The 19,849-nt window shown below is 32.7% G+C and carries 20 protein-coding genes; 8 read left to right on the forward strand and 12 right to left on the reverse strand.

What is annotated here, in order from left to right; all coding sequences use genetic code 11:
* From C1X07_RS08560 to C1X07_RS08585, 6 genes are all read right to left on the reverse strand, one after another.
* Window positions 1-1,410: a DUF2029 domain-containing protein gene (locus C1X07_RS08560; protein ID WP_103069557.1), complete on the reverse strand. Its 1,410-nt coding sequence runs from the start codon at window positions 1,408-1,410 to the stop codon at window positions 1-3.
* On the reverse strand, window positions 1,410-2,882 hold the full coding sequence (locus C1X07_RS08565) for a cellulose synthase family protein (RefSeq protein WP_103069558.1): 1,473 nt from the start codon (window positions 2,880-2,882) through the stop codon (window positions 1,410-1,412). Before C1X07_RS08565 ends, C1X07_RS08560 begins: the two co-directional genes overlap by 1 nt.
* Complete coding sequence (locus C1X07_RS08570) at window positions 2,882-3,574, reverse strand: glycosyltransferase family 2 protein (protein WP_103069559.1); 693 nt, start codon at window positions 3,572-3,574, stop codon at window positions 2,882-2,884. The genes C1X07_RS08565 and C1X07_RS08570 overlap by 1 nt, the downstream gene beginning before the upstream one ends.
* Window positions 3,575-4,057, reverse strand: a complete 483-nt coding sequence (locus tag C1X07_RS08575; protein ID WP_103069560.1) for a toxin-antitoxin system YwqK family antitoxin — start codon at window positions 4,055-4,057, stop codon at window positions 3,575-3,577.
* Between the two features lie 150 nt (window positions 4,058-4,207).
* Window positions 4,208-5,809 carry a 4Fe-4S binding protein gene (locus C1X07_RS08580; RefSeq protein WP_103069561.1) on the reverse strand — a complete coding sequence of 534 codons (1,602 nt, stop codon included), beginning with the start codon at window positions 5,807-5,809 and terminating at the stop codon, window positions 4,208-4,210.
* Between the two features lie 61 nt (window positions 5,810-5,870).
* Window positions 5,871-7,172 carry an NAD(P)/FAD-dependent oxidoreductase gene (locus tag C1X07_RS08585; protein ID WP_103069562.1) on the reverse strand — a complete coding sequence of 434 codons (1,302 nt, stop codon included), beginning with the start codon at window positions 7,170-7,172 and terminating at the stop codon, window positions 5,871-5,873.
* Window positions 7,173-7,495: 323 nt separating this feature from the next.
* On the opposite strand from C1X07_RS08585, the gene C1X07_RS08590 reads away from it, so the two are divergent.
* The 8 genes from C1X07_RS08590 to C1X07_RS08625 all read left to right on the forward strand — a co-directional run bounded on the left by C1X07_RS08590 (window position 7,496) and on the right by C1X07_RS08625 (window position 14,421).
* Complete coding sequence (locus tag C1X07_RS08590) at window positions 7,496-8,206, forward strand: DUF547 domain-containing protein (protein WP_103069563.1); 711 nt, start codon at window positions 7,496-7,498, stop codon at window positions 8,204-8,206.
* A 105-nt stretch (window positions 8,207-8,311) separates the two neighbouring features.
* Window positions 8,312-9,190 carry a hypothetical protein gene (locus C1X07_RS08595; protein ID WP_103069628.1) on the forward strand — a complete coding sequence of 293 codons (879 nt, stop codon included), beginning with the start codon at window positions 8,312-8,314 and terminating at the stop codon, window positions 9,188-9,190.
* A 32-nt stretch (window positions 9,191-9,222) separates the two neighbouring features.
* The gene (locus C1X07_RS08600; RefSeq protein WP_103069564.1) at window positions 9,223-10,227 is read left to right on the forward strand and encodes a glycoside hydrolase family 113; all 1,005 of its coding nucleotides are present in this window, start codon (window positions 9,223-9,225) and stop codon (window positions 10,225-10,227) included.
* On the forward strand, window positions 10,214-10,957 hold the full coding sequence (locus C1X07_RS08605; protein WP_103069565.1) for a hypothetical protein: 744 nt from the start codon (window positions 10,214-10,216) through the stop codon (window positions 10,955-10,957). The genes C1X07_RS08600 and C1X07_RS08605 overlap by 14 nt, the downstream gene beginning before the upstream one ends.
* A 4-nt stretch (window positions 10,958-10,961) precedes the next feature.
* Window positions 10,962-12,224: a BamA/TamA family outer membrane protein gene (locus tag C1X07_RS08610; RefSeq protein ID WP_103069566.1), complete on the forward strand. Its 1,263-nt coding sequence runs from the start codon at window positions 10,962-10,964 to the stop codon at window positions 12,222-12,224.
* Between the two features lie 167 nt (window positions 12,225-12,391).
* Window positions 12,392-12,805 (forward strand): nuclear transport factor 2 family protein, encoded by a 414-nt coding sequence (locus tag C1X07_RS08615; protein WP_206604216.1) that lies wholly within the window; start codon window positions 12,392-12,394, stop codon window positions 12,803-12,805.
* 8 nt (window positions 12,806-12,813) lie between these two features.
* Window positions 12,814-13,374, forward strand: a complete 561-nt coding sequence (locus C1X07_RS08620) for a TetR/AcrR family transcriptional regulator (RefSeq protein WP_103069568.1) — start codon at window positions 12,814-12,816, stop codon at window positions 13,372-13,374.
* A 69-nt stretch (window positions 13,375-13,443) separates the two neighbouring features.
* Entirely contained in the window at window positions 13,444-14,421 is a 978-nt protein-coding gene (locus C1X07_RS08625) for an alpha/beta fold hydrolase (protein ID WP_206604217.1), read from the forward strand.
* Between the two features lie 106 nt (window positions 14,422-14,527).
* Here the strand turns inward: C1X07_RS08625 and C1X07_RS08630 are convergent, their stop codons facing one another.
* The 6 genes from C1X07_RS08630 to C1X07_RS08655 form a co-directional block, all read right to left on the reverse strand.
* Window positions 14,528-15,133: an FMN-dependent NADH-azoreductase gene (locus tag C1X07_RS08630; RefSeq protein ID WP_103069570.1), complete on the reverse strand. Its 606-nt coding sequence runs from the start codon at window positions 15,131-15,133 to the stop codon at window positions 14,528-14,530.
* Between the two features lie 6 nt (window positions 15,134-15,139).
* Complete coding sequence (locus C1X07_RS08635) at window positions 15,140-16,069, reverse strand: NAD(P)-dependent oxidoreductase (RefSeq protein WP_317046077.1); 930 nt, start codon at window positions 16,067-16,069, stop codon at window positions 15,140-15,142.
* Window positions 16,070-16,101: 32 nt separating this feature from the next.
* Window positions 16,102-16,968, reverse strand: coding sequence for a helix-turn-helix domain-containing protein (locus C1X07_RS08640; RefSeq protein ID WP_103069572.1), 867 nt, complete (start codon window positions 16,966-16,968; stop codon window positions 16,102-16,104).
* 72 nt (window positions 16,969-17,040) lie between these two features.
* Entirely contained in the window at window positions 17,041-17,751 is a 711-nt protein-coding gene (locus C1X07_RS08645; protein WP_103069573.1) for a TIGR04283 family arsenosugar biosynthesis glycosyltransferase, read from the reverse strand.
* Between the two features lie 30 nt (window positions 17,752-17,781).
* Window positions 17,782-18,495, reverse strand: a complete 714-nt coding sequence (locus C1X07_RS08650) for a DUF547 domain-containing protein (protein ID WP_103069574.1) — start codon at window positions 18,493-18,495, stop codon at window positions 17,782-17,784.
* Window positions 18,496-18,881: 386 nt separating this feature from the next.
* Window positions 18,882-19,769 (reverse strand): DUF547 domain-containing protein, encoded by an 888-nt coding sequence (locus C1X07_RS08655; protein ID WP_103069575.1) that lies wholly within the window; start codon window positions 19,767-19,769, stop codon window positions 18,882-18,884.
* Between the last annotated feature and the right edge of the window lie 80 nt (window positions 19,770-19,849).

The raw sequence follows: 19,849 nt of genomic DNA on the forward strand, positions 1-19,849 counted from the left end.
TTATGGAGCTTCTTTTAAATTGCTTTCTTGGATTAAGAATTTTGGGGTAGAATAATCCTTTAAAATCTCTCTACCAAAAATAATAAAAACAATAATATACTCTAGCGATACCATCCAGAGGTTTTCTTTAAAATCAGGATGGATATATGCTGTATAGCTAAAAATGATCATAAAAGACCAGGCAATTGGGAATTTGTAATTAGTAAATATACAGAGAGATAGTGGTACAGCAATATACCAGGGGTGTACAGTTGTTGATAGGAAGTAATATCCAGAGATACCCAAAAGCATACCTGCAATGAGTTGTGGTGTTTTTTCGTTATTTCTAATAAAAGACAGACCTAAAAGAATTGCAATTACTATTAAAGGTAAAATCTTACCTGCGGTTTCAATAACATTCCAGCCCACGATTTGATAGCCTATCCAGCGAATAATAAAAAAGATACTTGCATTAAATTCAAAATTTTGAAACCACAGACTAATTGTTTTACTGAAATTATTTAAGAACTCTACTGATAGAAAAGGCGCAAATGTTAAAAAGACAGTACAAATGACTATACTATAAAACCCTGTGAGTTGCAGTAATCCTAACCTTACACTACGTTTGTCAAAGCCTTTTTCTTCTTGAAGAACAAACTTTTGAAAAAACAGGGGTAAGAATAACAAAGGAATAAGTTTTACAGAAACAGAAAGCCCTAAAATGATTGCAGCCCAATACCAATATCTTTTTTGTAAAAGATATAATGACCAGACGATAAAAAACACCATTATGGCTTCAAAATGAAGGTTCCCTGTTAACTCTATAATGATAAAAGGGTTTAAAATGTACCAAAAGATTCTTTTTTCAGGAAGATTGAAAGATTGTAATAATCTTCTTCCGAAGAAAAAAGTACCAATATCTGCCAAGATAATGAGTATTCTAAATACTATTGCAGAACCCAGAATACTTTTACTAGCAAATAAGGCAGCAATAAAATAACAAAATTGGCTTATTGGTGGGTAATTGGTATAGTGACTTCCATTAAGTTTACCCATGCCATTATACAATTCCTGAGCCTGTGCTATTGTAGCATTTCCTTGTGATATCCAGACCTCAGGAAGTGAGAGATAAGGATTAAAACCTTCAAGAAGCATACGTCCATCCCAAATAAATCTATAGAAATCTTGCGAAAGATTAGGGGTTGCGATTAAAAAAACTACACGAAACAATAGCGCGGCAATAGCCAGAAGCTTCCAGTTATTAGGATTGAGTTGAATGATTTTATAAGAGACTAAAAATAAAGCAGTCCAAAGACCGATCATTTTAATAAAATCAGTACGTTCTAATTGGTAAGCGAAACTCCAATAAAAAAGAATCGCAGTAAAAATAAGGAGTATAGAAAATTTATTATATTTCCATTGCTTAAGCATTATAACTTTGAAGTTATAGATTTAAAAAATACAAATCCAAAACCTAGAAACAACATAATGTGAAATATAAAGAGTCCAAAATCCTGGAGTTTAAAAGCGCTATATAAAGCAAAGCCAAAGTATCCCATGAGCATTGCCTCAATTACGGTATTTCCAGAAATATTTTTGTTTACATATTTGTTGCCTTTCCAGGAGTCCTTTAGTGTGTTTATATTAAACTTTGGGGTACGTACAAATTCACTTTTCTTCCCAAAGTGTCCTTCTAGAACTGCCATAGAGTTATGTACAGAGAAGCCCATCGCAATAGAGAAAAAGGTGAAGAACATTTTTACATATTCCATAAAATTCCAAAACCCTTTGCCATGAATCTTTTTAAAAGTATGCCAATAACAAAAGAAAAATATAACAGTACTCATTGCGAAGAATGCAATTACATTAAAGTACCAGCTAAACAATGGATTGTTATTTTTGATATACATTACAGGAACACTTAGTATTGCTACCAGTAATACCAATAAAAACATACTACTGTTTAATAAGTGGAAAAAGCTATGAAATTTAGTCTTAAAAGATACAGTTTTGTCTTTAAGCATATTCCAGTATAACTTCTGAAAGTTTTCTGCAGCACCTTTATTCCATCTAAATTGTTGAGATCTCGCAGCGCTAATTACTACTGGTAGTTCAGCAGGGGTTTCTACTTCTTCCAGATATTTAAATTTCCATTTCTTTAATTGCGCCCTGTAACTTAAATCCAAATCTTCGGTTAAGGTATCTCCTTGCCAATTACCAGCATCCTCAATACAGGTTTTTCTCCATACACCTGCAGTACCATTGAAATTAATAAAGTGATCTTTATAGTTACGTCCTACCTGTTCCATGGTGAAATGAAAATCCAAAGCAAAAGCTTGTATTTTGGTAAGCATCGAATAATCTCTATTGATGTGCCCCCATCGAGTTTGTACCACACCAATATTTTGTTCTTTGAAATACGGAATGGTTTGTAGAAGCCAGTTCTTTCCAGGAAGGAAATCGGCATCAAAAATAGCTATAAATTCACCTTTGGCAATTTTGAGACCTTCTTTTAAGGCGCCAGCTTTAAATCCAGTTCGATCCTCACGACAAATATGTTTTATATCTAAGCCTGTTTGTTGCAACTTTTTGATATGATCAGCAGTAGAGGTAACAGATTCATCAGTAGAATCATCTAACACCTGAATCTCTAATTTATCTTTCGGATAATCGAGTTCCGCAATATTATCCAATAAACGATCCATTACATATAGTTCATTATAAACAGGTAACTGAACCGTAACATAAGGAATTTCTTCTGTTTTTGAAAAATCAAAAGTAGGAGAATTGTCCGGTTGCTTTCGAGACTTCAGATAATTAAAAAGTAAATTCAGCTGAGCCAAACTATACATAAATATAATTAGCAAAGCTAGTGTGTAGGTTATGATGATAGCAATATCCATTACGTAAAGCTATATTTAAAAATCCAACTTAAAATCTTAACGCCTGCAAATATAGCACCTTTTATGGTTCCTGAAACTTTTGAGACACCAATTCTCTTTTTGTAATGCACGGGTACTTCTGTGTAGTTATAACGTTTCTTTAACACTTTTAGCTGCATCTCTACGGTCCAACCATAGGTTTTATCTACCATCCCGAGCGCTAGTAGTTTATCATAGCGTATAGCTCTAAAAGGACCTAGGTCTGTGAAATTTGCCCTAAAAAAAAGTTTCATCAGCCCCGTAGCTAGCCAATTTCCAAAAATTTGAGGTATAGTCATAGAGCCAGATTCTCTTAATTCCTTAACTCGGGATCCAATTACCATGTCTAGATTATCTTCTATAATAGGAGCAACTATCTTTGTGAGTTCTGCTGGATAATCACTATAATCTCCATCTAAAAACACAATTATATCTGGTTTTATTTCCTTTTTAGCTATGTGTTCCATTCCTTTCAGACAGGCATAGCCATACCCTTTTTGTTCTTCTTTTACAACTGTCGCACCAGCATTTTTAGCAACTTCTTCGGTACGATCTGTTGAATTATTGTTAACGACAATGATTTCGGATACTATATCCGGAATCTCTTTGATTACATGTACAATGGAATCTTCTTCGTTAAAAGCAGGTATGATAACGTTTATAATGGGAGGCATTTATAAGGAAGCATTAGGATTGTCTCTTTTAAAACTAAAGATATCGGTCCATTCACCGGTTTTTTTATTATTGATATATCGTTCGGCTTTAAAAAGTTTATTCTTTTTATATAATAAACAGTATCCTTCTTTTTTATTATTTCTGTATTGATACTTTCTGGTTATTTTGGCTGCAATATCGTAAATAATCCACCATTTCTCCGCTTTATCGTTCACAAAATGTCCTTCTTTCAGTAATTTACCATTTTCAGAGTGAAAATACCAGTATCCATTTTTCTGATTGTTTTTGAAATGTCCTTCTTTAGAAACCTTTCCGGTAGGGTGATAAAAATACCAAAAATCTACTTTGTTATCTCCCAGTTTCCATCCCTGTGCTTTGATAGTGCCGTTTGAATAGTATTCATAGTGGTATGCTTTTGTAGATATAATTTGCTTTCCAGAAAAGGAAAGGAAGAATAAAAGAACAAATAACTTTTGAATCATGATAATGATTTTATGTACTATCTCTTAGACGTAGGCAGGTAGCGTTACTAACATTTTTGAGAATAATTTTAATAAAAAACGCCATACCCAAAATGATATTGGATATGGCATTTAGACTAAATAGTTATGTCGACTATTATTTTGGTAAGATTACTTTTTGTTTACAAAATCCATTAGGTCAACATCATTTCCTAATAGAATTTCATTAGAGTTAATTCGCCCATCTAGAGTGTCATTTTCTAATTTTAACACACCTCTGGGGCAAACGGCAGAACAAACCCCGCATCCTACACAACTAGAGCGTACAATATTTTCTCCTTTTTGGGCATAGGAACGTACATCTATTCCCATTTCGCAATACGTAGAGCAGTTACCACAAGAGATACATTGCCCACCATTAGTAGTAATTCTAAATTTAGAAAATAAGCGCTGTTGAAACCCAAGAATTGCGGCCATAGGACAACCAAATCTACACCATGCGCGGTTACCCAAAATAGGGTAAAAACCTGTGCCAATTACACCAGAAAATATAGAGCCGATGTATAATCCATAAGCTGATCTAAGACTTCCTGATTTAACAAAAAAGACTTCAGTTGTAGTACCAGTGTAGTGCATCACTAATAATGAGATGATAACAACAAAGTATCCTATTGCACCATATCTGGCATCTTTACCTAATTCTTTTCTTTTAAAAATCATTACAATAGAAAAGACTAGGGTCAGTATAGTAGTAATGATGATAAGAAATGTGCTTCTGGTTAGCCAGTATTTATTAGGATCACTTCCTAGATACGTATATATCATTGCTGTGGTCATTACAACAGAGAATACCAATACGGTATGGATTAACCAACGTTCTATCCTCCAGGCACTAACTTTTTTACTTGATAGTTGTCTGAAAGAATCTCCGGCAGTTTCTGCCAATCCACCACAACCGCAAACCCAGGAGCAGTACCATCTTTTCCCAAATTTATAAGTTAATAGAGGCGATATAACGAATATGGATACTATACCAAAAATTAGCATTCCCAAACCTAGGTTTTGGGATGATAGCAATCCATCAATAGACCAGTTATCAAATAAATAATAGTTAAGAGGCCATACACTTTTTAAATCATAATAGGGTAGGTTATAATCAGGGCTTGTATTTAATCTAGCCATAAATTCTGGGATCAGAAATGCGAATCCAAGTTGAAAGAACATTACTGAAACCGTTCTTATCTGCTGATAACGATTGTGTCTATATTTAAGGATAAATTTATACCCAAATGCTATGATGGCAACAGTGTATAAGGTTCCATATACAAACCATTGACTGGCAGGGTTACCACTTAAAATTCTACTAAGAGGGTCAAACAAAGCAACCAGACCAGTATTAGGTTCTCCATTTGTACCTAATCCAAGTAATTCGGCTTTAAAATATAGTACAATGTAAAAGGCAGTTAGTCCTACACCGGTAAGCCACCCTAAAATACCTCGCGAAGAGATGGATTTAAACCAGACACCATCATTTTTAATACCTTCCAATTTTTTGAGGTAGATATCATTTGCAAATAGAATAGTTCCTACTGTAATGAATACCAAAGACAAGGTCAAAAATATTTCTTGATTCGGGAAATTAGTATTAAAAATGGCGAGTGCCAAAATAAAAAGCCCAATCAACCCAACTGCCAGAGCTATTTTTTGTTGTATTGAGACACCCTTGGTATTAGGATTTGCAAGAGACATGCTATGATCTAATTTATTACTCATTTTACATTTTTTAATCAGATCTTTAAAATATTGGAGATTTAAAAGATCATCAATTTATTATTTACGCGGTTTGAAACAGTGATTTTTTATAAGCTGAGAGAATGTCAGGCTCATGAATGGTATAGAACTCTGGGTCAAAATTGGCTTCTGGTAAGTGTTGCATTACATAGTCAACATCTCTTTTTTCGGTGAGCCATCGATCAAAAACTTCATGGCGCATTCGTATTCCAAACGTATTTATTCCTAAAAATTCTCTTGATTCTTTATGGTATGATACTGTAATACATTTGGTGTCATCTTGATGAATCCAATGAAATTGTTGTTCGTATTCTTTGGGTTTGCCAAATACCCATCCATAAGTTTGATATTCTATATCAAGAAATTTGGCACTATTAAACCAATGCCCGGGCTTGTACTCGGTTTTATTGCCACAAATAGTTTGTGCAAGAGTTTCACCCATCATACGACCAGTATACCATACAGCTTCTATTGGTCGACGATTTCCTATAGGTTCGTGTTGTTCTGCGCAATCACCGATGGCATAAATATTAGGTATATTGGTTTCGAGAAACCTATTTACTTTTACACCTCGACCTAATTCTATACCCGAGTCTTTTAAGAAATCTACATTAGGCGATACCCCAGGTGTTAACCCTACTACATTACAATCAATCACCTCTCCGGTTTCCTGAACCACAATAGATTTTACTTTACCATTATCGTCTGCGATTATTTCTTTTAGATTTACTCCTAATCTAAGATCTATATGGTGATTAAGAATATGCCTGTTGATCATTCCACTCTCACCAGCAGGTAGTACCGCATCCCAAAAACTATTTTCTCGCACTAAAAATGTAACGGGAATATTACGAGAATTGAGCATTTCTGCCAATTCTATTCCTATCAATCCCCCACCAACAATTACAGCTCGTTTACATACTTTATTGTCTGGGGCATGTTTTTCAAGATTTTCTAAATCCTGTTTGTGATACATACCCATTACTCCATCGAGATCCTGACCTGGCCAACCAAATTTGTTAGGTTTAGAGCCTACTGCAATTATGAGTTTATCATATGCGAGGGTTTCTCCATTAGCAAATACAAGAGTATTGGCTTGATGATCTACTTTAGAAACAAAACCATTTTTAAGTTCGATACGATTCTTTTTCCAAAACCAATTTTCATAAGGTTGCGTATGTTCAAATTTCATATGACCCATATAAATATACATTAGCGCCGTACGAGAAAAGAAATAATCAGTTTCTGCAGAAACGATAGTAATTCTTTTGTCAGACATCTTACGAATATGCCTGGCAGCAGTAACTCCTGAGATTCCATTTCCGATAATTACAATATGTTCCATATATTATATACTTGTTGGTTGTCATTATTTATAATGAAGTGAATACTTCGGTCAATAAGTCGTTTATAAATATAATAACTTAAGAAGCTGGTTTAATTTAGAATCAATCTAAAAATCAAAGTTCATGTAAGGATTTTAACCCTTTATCGAACATGATTTACTTTCCAGGAATTGTGTAAGGAGAGATCTAAATAAAATCAAAAATTGTTTGTAAGTTGATAGTTTTCCATTCGACTGAATGCCCATTACCCAGGTAAAATTAACATTTCTAGAATATTATAAAGTTTCAGTTTTAATAGAATACTTGATAAAAAAGGTAAAAGATGAAAAAGATAACAATCTTACTATTTATACTTTCTGTTCAATATGGATTTTCGCAAAGCACTGCAGATTTTTTTGCTCAGGCAGATAGCTTTTTTAAAACCTATATATCAAATGGGAGAGTAGATTATAAAAATATAAAAAAGGATACTTCTTCTTTAGATAAATTATTGGATATGGCAGCAGTAATAAAAGTTGACACAAACGACCCCAAAACGTATAAGGCTTTTTATATCAATGCATACAATTTGGCTGTAATCAAAGGGATAGTTAACAGATACCCTGTTAAATCACCTATTAATATTAAAGGATTCTTTGATAAAACAACATATACTGTAGGAGGAAAAAAAACGACACTTAATGATATAGAGAATAAGCTTCTTCGTAAGAATTTTCCTAAAGAAGCTCGTTTTCATTTTGTATTAGTATGTGCTGGTCTGGGATGCCCACCCATTATAGCTTCGGCATATAAGCCCGTAACCTTAGAAAAACAATTACAACGCCAAACAGTTAAGGCTCTTAATAATCCCAACTTTATAAGAGTAAAAGGGAAAAAAGTACAACTATCTCAAATATTCGAATGGTACAAAGGAGATTTTACACATGATGGATCCGAAATAGATTATGTAAATAAGTATAGAGAAGAGAAAATCCCTACAGGAGCCAAAGTATCCTATTATCCTTATGACTGGAGCTTGAACCATGTTAAATAATCCTAGCTTTTAAATAATAATTAATAGTAAATAATAAATTTTTATCAAAGTGTACTTATATAAGGCAGCTTTGACAGAAAACGTATGCAAGTAAAAACCGTAAAAATGAAAACAAAAAAAATAGTATTAGCAACATTAAGTTTTTTTATCCTGACTATTGGATTAGCTCAAGATGGAGATCAAGATCAGGGAGGCTCAGTAATTCAAACGTTAACGCCTTCTAAGTTGATCGGAAAAGGGCAGTTTGATATCAAATGGTTTAATAATCTATATACTCAAACCGAAAGTACTTTTAGTGATGGTAAAGAGCCCAGACAAACCTTTTTTACATCTACCTTAGAAGGGTATACAGGGGTCGGAAACAACAAAAGATGGAATGTTGGACTTATCCTGGAGTTAAGATCAAATGTTGTTGGAGATAGAGATGCACTCGATGTTTTTAAGTTTGATGGAGAAAGTAACTCTGCAAGATCCGGACTTACTTCTATAGCGCCTTCTGTAAAATTTGTTCCCTTTGAAAATGTAAATAACTTCTCGATTCAAAGTTCATTTTTTATCCCTTTAGTGGATAACGAATCTGAAAATGGAGTTTTTCTCGATCAAAATGGGTTTATCTGGCAAAATAGGTTTTTCTATGATTATACATTTCCAGGTAATAAATTTCAAATTTTTGGAGAGTTAAATTCTGAATTTAATTTTGGAAAAGAAGAAGATAGTTTTGCCAATAATAGCCTTAGGCTTACACCAGGAGTATTCTTTAGTTATTTCCCAAGTTCTAAATTTACTATCCTTGCTTTGGCACAACACTCTGAGCTTATTGATTTAGGTAATGACTTTGATCAGAATTTTACAGCATTAGGAGGAGGCGCCAAATATCAATTGACAAAACAATTAAATCTCGAAGCCTTATACACTAATTTTGTGGATGGTAGTAATACAGGTTTGGGAGAAACTTTTAATATAGGATTAAGAGCGGTATTCTAATAAAATCGTATTTTCAGCAGTAAAAAAATAAAATGAAAAAGGTTTTTTTACTGCTGTTACCCTTTGTTTTTTGTACTTGTTCTGGGCAAGATTCCAAGATCAACGGAGTTAGCTTTGTAGGCTCTCCACAAGAAATTACTTCCACAGAAATTACTCCTGTTGTAAAAGTAAATGCAAATTGGGCGGCAGTGATGCCTTTTGGTTTTGTAAAGAGTTTAGAAACACCAACAGTAGTTTTTAATATAGAAAGACAGTGGTGGGGAGAGCGTAGAGAAGGCGCGAAAAAAACTATAGAATTATTAAATGAAGAAGGAATTAAGGTAATGCTTAAGCCGCAGATTTGGGTTTGGAGAGGAGAGTTTACAGGAAATATAAATATGAAGTCTGAAGAAGATTGGGAAACGCTTGAAAAATCATATCAAAAATTTATTATGCTATATGCAGAACTGGCAGAAGAAATGAAAGTTCCGGTATTATGTATAGGTACCGAATTGCATACGTTTGTGCAAAAAAGAAGCAAGTTCTGGAATCAATTAATAACCAAAATAAGAACAGTTTACAGAGGAAAGCTTACTTATGCTGAGAACTGGGATCAATTTGATAAAGCACCGTTTTGGGATCAATTGGATTATATTGGGATTGATGCATATTTCCCCGTTTCACAAAGTAAAACACCTACGGTAGATGAACTCAGGAAAGGATGGCAAAAACATAAAAACAATATTATAGTATTGCAAACTAAAGTGAAGAAGCCAGTTTTATTTACAGAATATGGATATCGTAGTGTTCATTTTACAGGTAAGGAACCCTGGGATTCTAATCGTTTAGAAGGTAATGTGAACTTACAGGGACAGAATAATGCATTGACAGCTTTATATCTGGAGTTCTGGAATGAACCCTGGTTTGCAGGAGGATTCCTTTGGAAATGGTATCATAATCATAACGAAGTAGGAGGAGAAAAAAATAATAGGTTTACCATACAAAATAAACCAGCAGAGGATGTAATACGATCATTTTATAAAAATGATAAGAGTTAAATACATAGAATCTATTGTTTTGATCTTTTGTTTGCTTTCTTGCGATACAAAGGGTACAGAGATTATAACACCATCTGATTCTTTGGCATCTCTGATAGCTGCAAACTCTGTAGAAATTGATAATGTAATTGCTTGTGCTTCGGCTACAAAAGAGAGTGATGATAAGGTGACTACTTATGTGTATCCCAGAACCGGAGCCACCGATATACGATATTATGAGACATCAAGTATTGAGGACGATAAGGATGACTATCAAAATTATACTCGAGTACCTATAGAATCAACAGATTTTTTTAATGGATATTTGAAGAAATTTACACAAAAAACTACTCATGAAAAATGGGTGATTATTACCTTTTTTGAAGATGATAAATTACATTTATCAAATCCAATTCGATTAAAGCATCGTACTAAGCCTACAGAATTTGTGAATACAGTTATGATTGATTTATCTGAAGAACAAATGCCTGTTTTTATCTGGGATGATGGAGTTTTTAAAGAAAATAAAATTTACTTTGAAGTGATTTCGGATGAGAGAAATGAATTACTTTCTGGGACGTATACTTTCGAAAAACGATTTCAGTATTATAAACTGGATAATGTAGTTTTAAATATAACAGAACAAACACCTCCACAATTAAACCCAAAAGATTCTTACAATTTTACTTTGATGGGAGTAAGTGAGGACAATTGGGTGAATTTATTTATAGAAAAAAGCTTTGAGCCATAAGATTATGAAAAATCTAATAGTATATATAATATGTTTTTTTTCCGTTGTAGGAATTGCGCAACAAGCAAGGGTGGCAAATATTATGGTGCAGGGAAACAAAAAAACCAAAGCATCTTTTATAAAGAAAATTGCTCATGTAAGAATTGGGGAAACTCTGGATTCTTTAGTTTTGGATGGAGATATTAAGAAAATAAAAAGACTTCCATCTGTAGCCAATGCGTATTATCAGGTGTTTAAAGCTGAAGAGGCAAATGAATATAATGTTTTCTACAACATAGAAGAAAATTTTACAATTATTCCCAGTGCTAATGTTTATACTACTAATAATGATGAATTTGCCTTTAGATTAGGGCTTTATGAGTTTAATTTATTTGGTAGAAATATTACTCTGGGAGCAATCTATCAAGATGATATTTATAGTTCGTACGGAGCAAATTTTAGAGCTCCTTTTTTGTTTGGGAAAAAGCTTGGATTGGCACTTAATTACAGCAATCTTACCACCGAAGAGCCAGTGTTTCTAGAAAGTGGTATAGCAGATTACAAATATAACAACACCTCATATGAGGTGTTGGGGTTATACCAATTTGATTTCAAGAATAGAGTAGAGTTAGGTGTTAATTATTTTAATGAAGATTATACCTATAAGAGAGGAGCAACAGGAGAAGGAATACCTCAGGATTTTAATGTAAATAAGTTGCTGTATAAACTAATTTATGAGTATGATAACCTTGATTATGAGTATCAATATGTTTCTGGTTTTAGGAGTATTGCCAATTTTCAATATGTGATTAGTACCGAAAATGTATTACCGGACTTTTTAATCGGGTGGAATGACTTTTTGTACTATCATAGAATTGGTAAGAAGGGCAATTGGGCTTCGAGATTACGGTTGGGATTGGCAACAAATGATAATTCTCCATTTGCTCCATTTGCGGTAGACAATAACTTAAATATTAGAGGAGTTGGTAATACAATTGATAGAGGAACGGGAGTCATTGTTTTGAATACAGAATATAGGCATACATTATATGAAAAAGATTGGTTTGTACTACAAAGTAACCTTTTTGTAGATGGTGGAAGTTGGCGTAATCCAGGAGGAGATTTTGGAGATTTTGGAGATTCTCAAAACTTTAGATTATATCCCGGGGTAGGACTACGTTTTATGCACAAAAAAATATTTAATGCCATTTTTAGAATTGATTATGGATATGGTGTTACCGATGATGCTACTAATGGATTTGTATTTGGGATCGGTCAATATTTTTGAGAGCTTTGTTTTTATCTAAAATACTATTGGTTAAATATAAGTTAATTATTTACCGAACGTTTGGTAAAAAACTATTTGATTGTATATTTGTTCTATAATTAATGTTTAAGAAAAAAACGAAACAGATTTAATTACTAAAAACAATAGTTGCTAAAATTTGAATTATTATGGAAAAAAAGTTTCCTTTACCTCCGTTTTCTGAAGAAACGGCAAAACAGAAAGTACAAATGGCAGAAGATGCCTGGAACAGTAGAGATGCAAAAAAAGTCAGTAAAGCATACACTATAGATAGTGAATGGAGAAATAGAGATCAATTCTTGACAGGAAGAGATCAAATTGTTGAGTTTTTAACCGATAAGTGGAACAATGAACATGACTACAAATTGAAGAAGGAGTATTGGGCGCATTCTGATAATCGTATAGCAGTAAGATTTGAGTATGAATATAAAGATGAAAGGGGAGATTATCATAGAGCATATGGGAACGAGATGTGGGAGTTTAACGCAAACGGTTTAATGAAAAAGAGATATGCAAGCATTAACGATACACCAATAAAGGAAGAAACGAGAAAATATATTTAGAAATCATTATGAGACCAGTTAAAGTAGAAGAAAAGCAATTAATTGAGGGACTTAATAGAGTTTTTAGAGAAAAAGGATATGAAGGAGCAAGCCTTAATGAATTGGCAGAAAGTACTGGTCTCAAAAAAGCAAGTCTATATCATCGATTTCCTGAAGGTAAAAAAGAAATTGGATTAGCCGTTCTGTCCTTTTCTTCAGAATGGCTACAAGAAAACCTTTATAGAATATTAAATGATGAAAATATTCCCGTATCAGAACGATTAGAACAAAGCTTATCCAAGATAAGTGACTTGTATGATAAAGGCAGAGAAACTTGTATTCTAAGAGCTTTATCAATGGAAGCCGGTATGCAGATTTTTGGAAAAGAAATTAAAGAAGAAATGAACAACTGGATAAGCAATTTCACGAAACTAGGAATAGATTTTGGATTTGATAAACAGGAGGCTGAGGCAAAAGCAAAAGAGACTTTGATAAAAATACAAGGAAGTTTGGTAGTATCAAACGTTATGTCTGATACTACCATATTTATATCAACATTAGAAAGTATAAAGAACCTATATAATAATTAATCTATTTTTTTAAATATTAAATTTACCGAACGTTCGGTAATAAATAGTCGAATAATAAAAATTACAATCATGAGAATACAAAAAATGACGTTAATCATTGTTATACTAACGAGTATAACCACAACGACAAATACATTTGCAAACCTTGCAGAGACAGTAAATGACGAGAATATAATTTTGAGAACATCTACAAAATATAAAACAGTAGAAGTAAATGGATTAGAAATATTTTATAGAGAAGCGGGGTCTAAAAACAAACCTACCATCCTTTTACTCCATGGATACCCTACCTCATCACATATGTTTAGAAACTTGATAGTAGATCTGGCGGACGATTATTACATTTTAGCACCAGATTATCCCGGATATGGAAGATCCGAGCAACCTGCGATGTCTGAGTTTGAGTATACTTTTGATAATATGGCTACAATAGTGGAGGGTTTTTTGGATACATTAGAAATAAACAGATTTAGTATATATCTTATGGATTATGGTGCTCCTGTGGGATTTAGGATTGCTTCCAAATACCCAAATAAAATTGAGTCATTAATTATTCAAAATGGGAATGCTTATGACGAAGGAATTAGAGATTTTTGGAACCCTTTAAAAACGTATTGGAAGAACCCATCTATTAAAAACGGTAAGGCTTTAGAAGGTTTTCATAGCATAGATGGTTTAAAATGGCAATACACTCATGGGGTTAAGGATACAAATAGGATTAGTCCTGATAATTGGGAAATCGACTTACAACATTTAACTCGTAAGGAAAATAACGAGATTCAATTGGCTATGTTTTATGACTATAGAACCAATATTCCTTTGTATCCTAAATGGCAAAAATACTTGAGGGATCATCAGCCACCAACACTAATTGTATGGGGGAAAAACGATTCTATTTTTCCTGCTGAAGGTGCTTATCCTTATAAAAAAGATGTAAAAAATATAGAATTCCATTTATTGGATACAGGACATTTTGCACTAGAAGAAAAAGGTGATGAGATTGCAAAATATATTCTTGATTTTTTGAAGAAAAACAATATTAGATAAAGTATTATATTACTAAACTCATCCAGGCTTTTTAATCCAGTTTTGGATATAAATTATACCACTACCAGCAACATCAAAAAACCTGGATGAGTTCAACTAATCTTTTTTATATAGTTGCAATTGTTTGTAAAGCTTTTTCTTTCATTATTTCATAAGTATTAGGATCCATTGTGGTTCCTTCGAGAGAAAGAAAGGTGATGTCTGTAATGCCGATCAAACCCAAAATAGCCCGTAAATAAGGGTTTACAAAATCTAAAGCTTTCATCTCGTCTGAAGTATATACTGCTCCTGCGGTTATGATGATGTAGGCTTTTATGTTTTCTAACATCCCAATAAAACTACCTTCATCGCTAACTCTAAAAGTTTTATTAATCCGGCTAATGTGGTCTATCCAGGCTTTTAAAGCAGAAGGAACCCCAAAATTGTACATAGGCGTACTTAGTAGTAGTACATCAGTATTTTTTAGTTCAGAGATTAAAGTGTCTGATAATGCTGTAGCTTCAATTTGTTCAGAAGTTAAGTTTTTTTGAGCGCTGTAAAACCCTTCAATGGTTTTTTGGTGAAGATGAGGGATAGGAGTTTTGATGATATCCCGGGTAATAACAATACCATTTGGATGTGAATTTTTCCATTGTTGTTGAAACTGATCTGCAATCGCTCTACTATCAGAATTTTCTATTCTCGAACTGGCATCTATTCTTAATAACTGCATAATATTTTATTTTTTATGTTTTAAAAATTTGTAAATAGCTGAAAAATCCAAATCACCTAATCCATGTTGTTTTGCTTGAGCAAAGATTTCTTTGGTGACATTCAGGTTGGGTGTAGCTACACCATTTTCGTAGGCAGAAATACTGGATAGATGTAAATCTTTTTGTATCCATTTTAATGGAAAATGAGCTTCGTAAGTATCATTTTCCAGTTTTGGTCGTATGATAGACATCACAGGAGCTACTACCGGGGAGCTAAGTAAGATGTTAAATAGTTTTTCTTTTTGTATTCCCATTGCTTCTCCCATGGTCAATGCTTCGGCAAAAGCCACCATAGATTGCCCCAATAACTGATTAATCAACATTTTCATTGCTGCTCCTTTTCCTATTTCACCAAGGTGTATTGTTTTTTTACCCATGATATCAAAAAGAGGAGAAGCTTCTTCCAGATCCTTATGATTCCCTCCGGTAAGAAATAATAGCTCTCCGCTTTCTGCAGGACCTTTTGTGCCTGCCACAGGAGCATCAATATATCTAATTTGATACTCCATTGATTTTTGATGCATCTCTTTGGCAAAAGAAGGATTAACAGTACTAGAGTTAATCCAGAGTTGATCTTTTTTCATTCCATGTAATAATCCAGATTTTCCTGTTGCGATCTCTTTAACGACTTCTGGAGTAGAAAGCATGGTGATCACAATGTCACAGTTTTGTGCTACTTCTTTGGGAGAATTACCCAAGATTGCACCTTTCTCGAGTAGAAAACTCCCTTTGGCTTTGGTTCTGTTGTATATAATAAGTTTATATCCTGTTTTTTGTAGATTAGCAGCCATGCGGCTTCCCATGATACCGAGTCCAATAAATCCTATTTTTTTCATTTGTAAATGTTTTAGGTTTGGAGACAAATGTCTTTGAAGTAAGGAAGGGAAAACTTTCAAAAAGTAGAAAAATCGTGTTTTTCGGTCAAAAATTATATAAGAAGATCTTTTCTATGACGTATTTGAAATTGTTTAGGAGAGATTTTAAATTTTTTTTGAAATGCTTTGATAAAATGTGAAGTGTTTTCATAGCCAACTAATAGAGCTATATTGGTAATAGAATCGTCTTTTTCTTTAAGCAGTTGGGCAGCTCGTAGAAGTCGTTTTTCGATTAACCATTTCTTTGGCGAAATATTAAATTTAGACTTAAAATCTCTTCTAAAAGTAGAAATACTTCTACCGGTTAGATATGCATAATCTTCTATGTCCAAGGGCTTATCAAAGTTTTCAGACATAAAAACCTTAATGTTTTTTCGTTCTCTGTTTTTTATGGATTGCAGTTTATGAACAAATTCGGTTCCTTTTTTCGATATACTAATGAGGTGTAAAAGTTCTAATAACTTGGTTTTTGTAAACTGATTTTGATGTTTCCCCCGATATAGCGTAATAAGAGTATCGATATACAATTTGAGGTTTTGTTCATATTCTATTAGCAAAAAAGTTGAAGGATATGTATGCTGTGAGGTTTCAAAACTCATTAAAAACTCATCTGTGATTTCGGAGTCAAAAAAGAAAACTATTGCTTCAAATTCTTTGTTTTTAGGAATAATATCTGATATGACATACATCCCTTTAGGTAGTAAAACCATTTGATTTTTGTTTACCAAAGTAATCTCTCCTTCAGGAGTTTCTACACGTAGAGCACCATTTAATACCAAAGTTATAGCATGTGAAGCAAGGTAACGCTGGTTTTGAAAATCGGTATATTGTACAGTTTTTTGGATTACGCAAGAGAGCCCGTCTACAAGGATTTTTTCTATTTCCGGATGTTTGTAAAATAGTTGAGGTACAACTTTCATAATAAACAAAAATCACCTTAATCAGGATTTATAAATACAACTTTTTACTAAAAGTAGTGATTTTCGGTCATATTATGATACGACTTTCTCTTTATAATAGCGATATAAATCTTCTGAAGAGGCGCCCATCCATTTTCTCATATGAATATTTAAAAAATGATATTGTAAGCGCCATACGCCAATCTCTTCATACCTTCTGGCAGAGGTAATTACATATTCTGGGATGATTACAAACTGATTGATTGCAAAGAGACGATCTACCAAATCATTATCTTCATAAACAATATAGGATTCATCATACCCATTAATTTCTTTAAAAAGTGTGGTTGTTATAAATTGACTTTGATCTCCTCCACGACATTTTTTACTTTTAAATTGTGTTAACCATCCAAGAAAACGAAGCCACCAATGAGTAGAGTCAAATTTCATTCTAAAACATCCGGCATTATTTTCTTTTTCGACCTCTTTAATTATAAAGAGGTCATAATGTTCTGGAGGAAAAGAATCTGCATGCAGAAAGTATAAAATTTCACCTTTTGCGATCGCTGCACCCGTATTTAATTGTTTAGCTCTACCTTTTTCTGAAGGAATAAGTTTAATGGCAATTTCTTTGCCTTCTGCAATCGTGTTTACAAGATCTTGAGAACCATCTTTACTACCTCCATCAACAATAATAATCTCCTTTATATTATTTTTGGAGTACAAGTTATGTATCAAGCTCGAAATTAGCTTATCTATAATTTCGGCTTCATTAATGATGGGGATGATGATTGATATTTTCAATTTTGTAAGGAATTCGATTAGATAGTAAATTTACTCATTTAGACTCCAATCATATTCTTTGTACCCTTTTTTTGGTTGCTTTTCTATTTTTACAGCGGCGTAGCGATTAATAAAATCCTTAACATCTCCTCCATTTACTTTAAAATCTTTTTTGTACCAGGTAAATATTTTTGAGACATTAACCTCTTTATCTGTGATTGTATTTCGTGTTGGATCATTGATAAACTTTTTGGTTTGTTGATCTAACGCATTCTGAACGTTATCACCTGTATAGGCTCTATTCCAAACCACGGGACAAGAAAAAGAAGCGCAATTAATAGCAAAGTGAATTCTAGGGTCTCCAAATTTCCTTAGGATTTTATGTTCAAGATCCCCCAAGCTATACCACTCGCCACTGATTTTAAAGAATTTTTTACCCCAGGGATCTTCAAGATCTTTTATACTGTTAATAGGATAACTATCTATAACAAGCTTAATAGTATACGCGTTATAGGCATTTATCCAATAGGCTAGCTTTTCTTCTCGGGTCCAGTTTTCTTTGGGAGGATTCTCAGAGAGTTCTGTAAAATATTTATAAAGCAAGGAACTATCTCTCATAAATCCGTTGTAATCTACTTTTCCTTCTTCAGAGACGCTTAATAAAAGAGCTTGATCCCAGGTACTGTGATCAAAAGTGTTCTGCGATTGTACTTGACTAATAAATAATATAAATGCTGATATTAATATAAATTTTGGAGCTTTCATCTCTATAATTTTTTAAACTGATTACTATAATATTTGGATAGTTTTAGATATTTGTTTTTACAAATATTGATAATCCAAAATCTAGGTTTTTAGTAGAGAATTAAGAATTGAACTTACATTTAAAACTAAATTTTTATTGTTTTGTGAAAATGAATTTGGCGACAAAAAACATAAATATTTTTAACTTGGATAGGGTTTTGGATAATGTGTAAATTTTTGTTTTTCAGGTAAATAAGTGTTTTTTTTTGAAGAAAGGTGTTCCTTGCCAAATAGATAATCGAGAAAGGTGTTTTTTTAGTTAATTTTAACTTTTTTATTGGAAAAAAATATCCTTTGCAAGTAAAAGAAATATAGAAAAAACGTCAGAGAATTTCTGAATGGTTTTATTACTCATTTAAATCCCAATTATATTTTTTAAAACTTCTTTTTGCATTATCCTTTATAGTAACTTTTGAGTATTTGTTTAGGAAGTTAATTAAAGATCCATCCGTCCTAAAATCTTTTGCAAACCAGGTAAATATCTTAGAAAGTTGCACACTATTTTCTGTGATAACATTTCGTATAGGATCATTTATAAAATTAACTGTCAATTTCTCTAATTCTGAATCAACATTTTGTGAAGTAAATGCCTTGTTTAATAACAGAGGACAAGAAAAAGAAGCACAATTAATCCCAAAATGTATTCTAGGGTCCCCCATTTTTCTTAATATCCTATGTTCTATATCATTAAGTGTATACCACTTGGTCTCTAATTTGATAAAACGAAAATCCCATGGTGCTTTAATGTCTTTAATACTTTTTAAAGGGTAATTATTGATGATTAATTGAATAGTAAAAGCATTATAAAGATTTATCCAATAGGCTAGTTTATCAGATTTAGTCCAGTCCTTTTTGGGGATATTTTTACTTAATTTATCTAGATATGCCTTTAATTCTTGACGATCTTTTTTAAAACCTTTATAGTTTACAATACCTTTATCAGAAACATGTTTTTGTAGTAAACTATTCCACAATTGATGATCGAATATTTCTATGTTTGTTTTTTCGTTTTTATTACTGATTGATACTTTTTCTACTTTAGGTTCTATTTTTTCGATAGTAGTATCAGGAGTTTTTTCTTCTACAGGAACGATTACTTTAGGAGCTTTATTTCTTTCTTCAATTGTTTCTATACTTGTAGGAAGAGTAGAGTCTGAGGCTTCTTGAATTACCTTTTTGCTCCCTCCACAACCAAGTAATAAACTGATTGATATAATTAAAAATAAGCTTCTCATATTTTTTTCTTATTTAGAGGTCTTTTTTGTAAAAAATCAAAATTATGTAAGGTATACCTTCATTAGGTTGATTGTGTTGT

Origin of the sequence: Aquimarina sediminis, assembly GCF_002895435.1 — a bacterium.
In the GTDB taxonomy this organism is placed as follows: domain Bacteria; phylum Bacteroidota; class Bacteroidia; order Flavobacteriales; family Flavobacteriaceae; genus Aquimarina; species Aquimarina sediminis.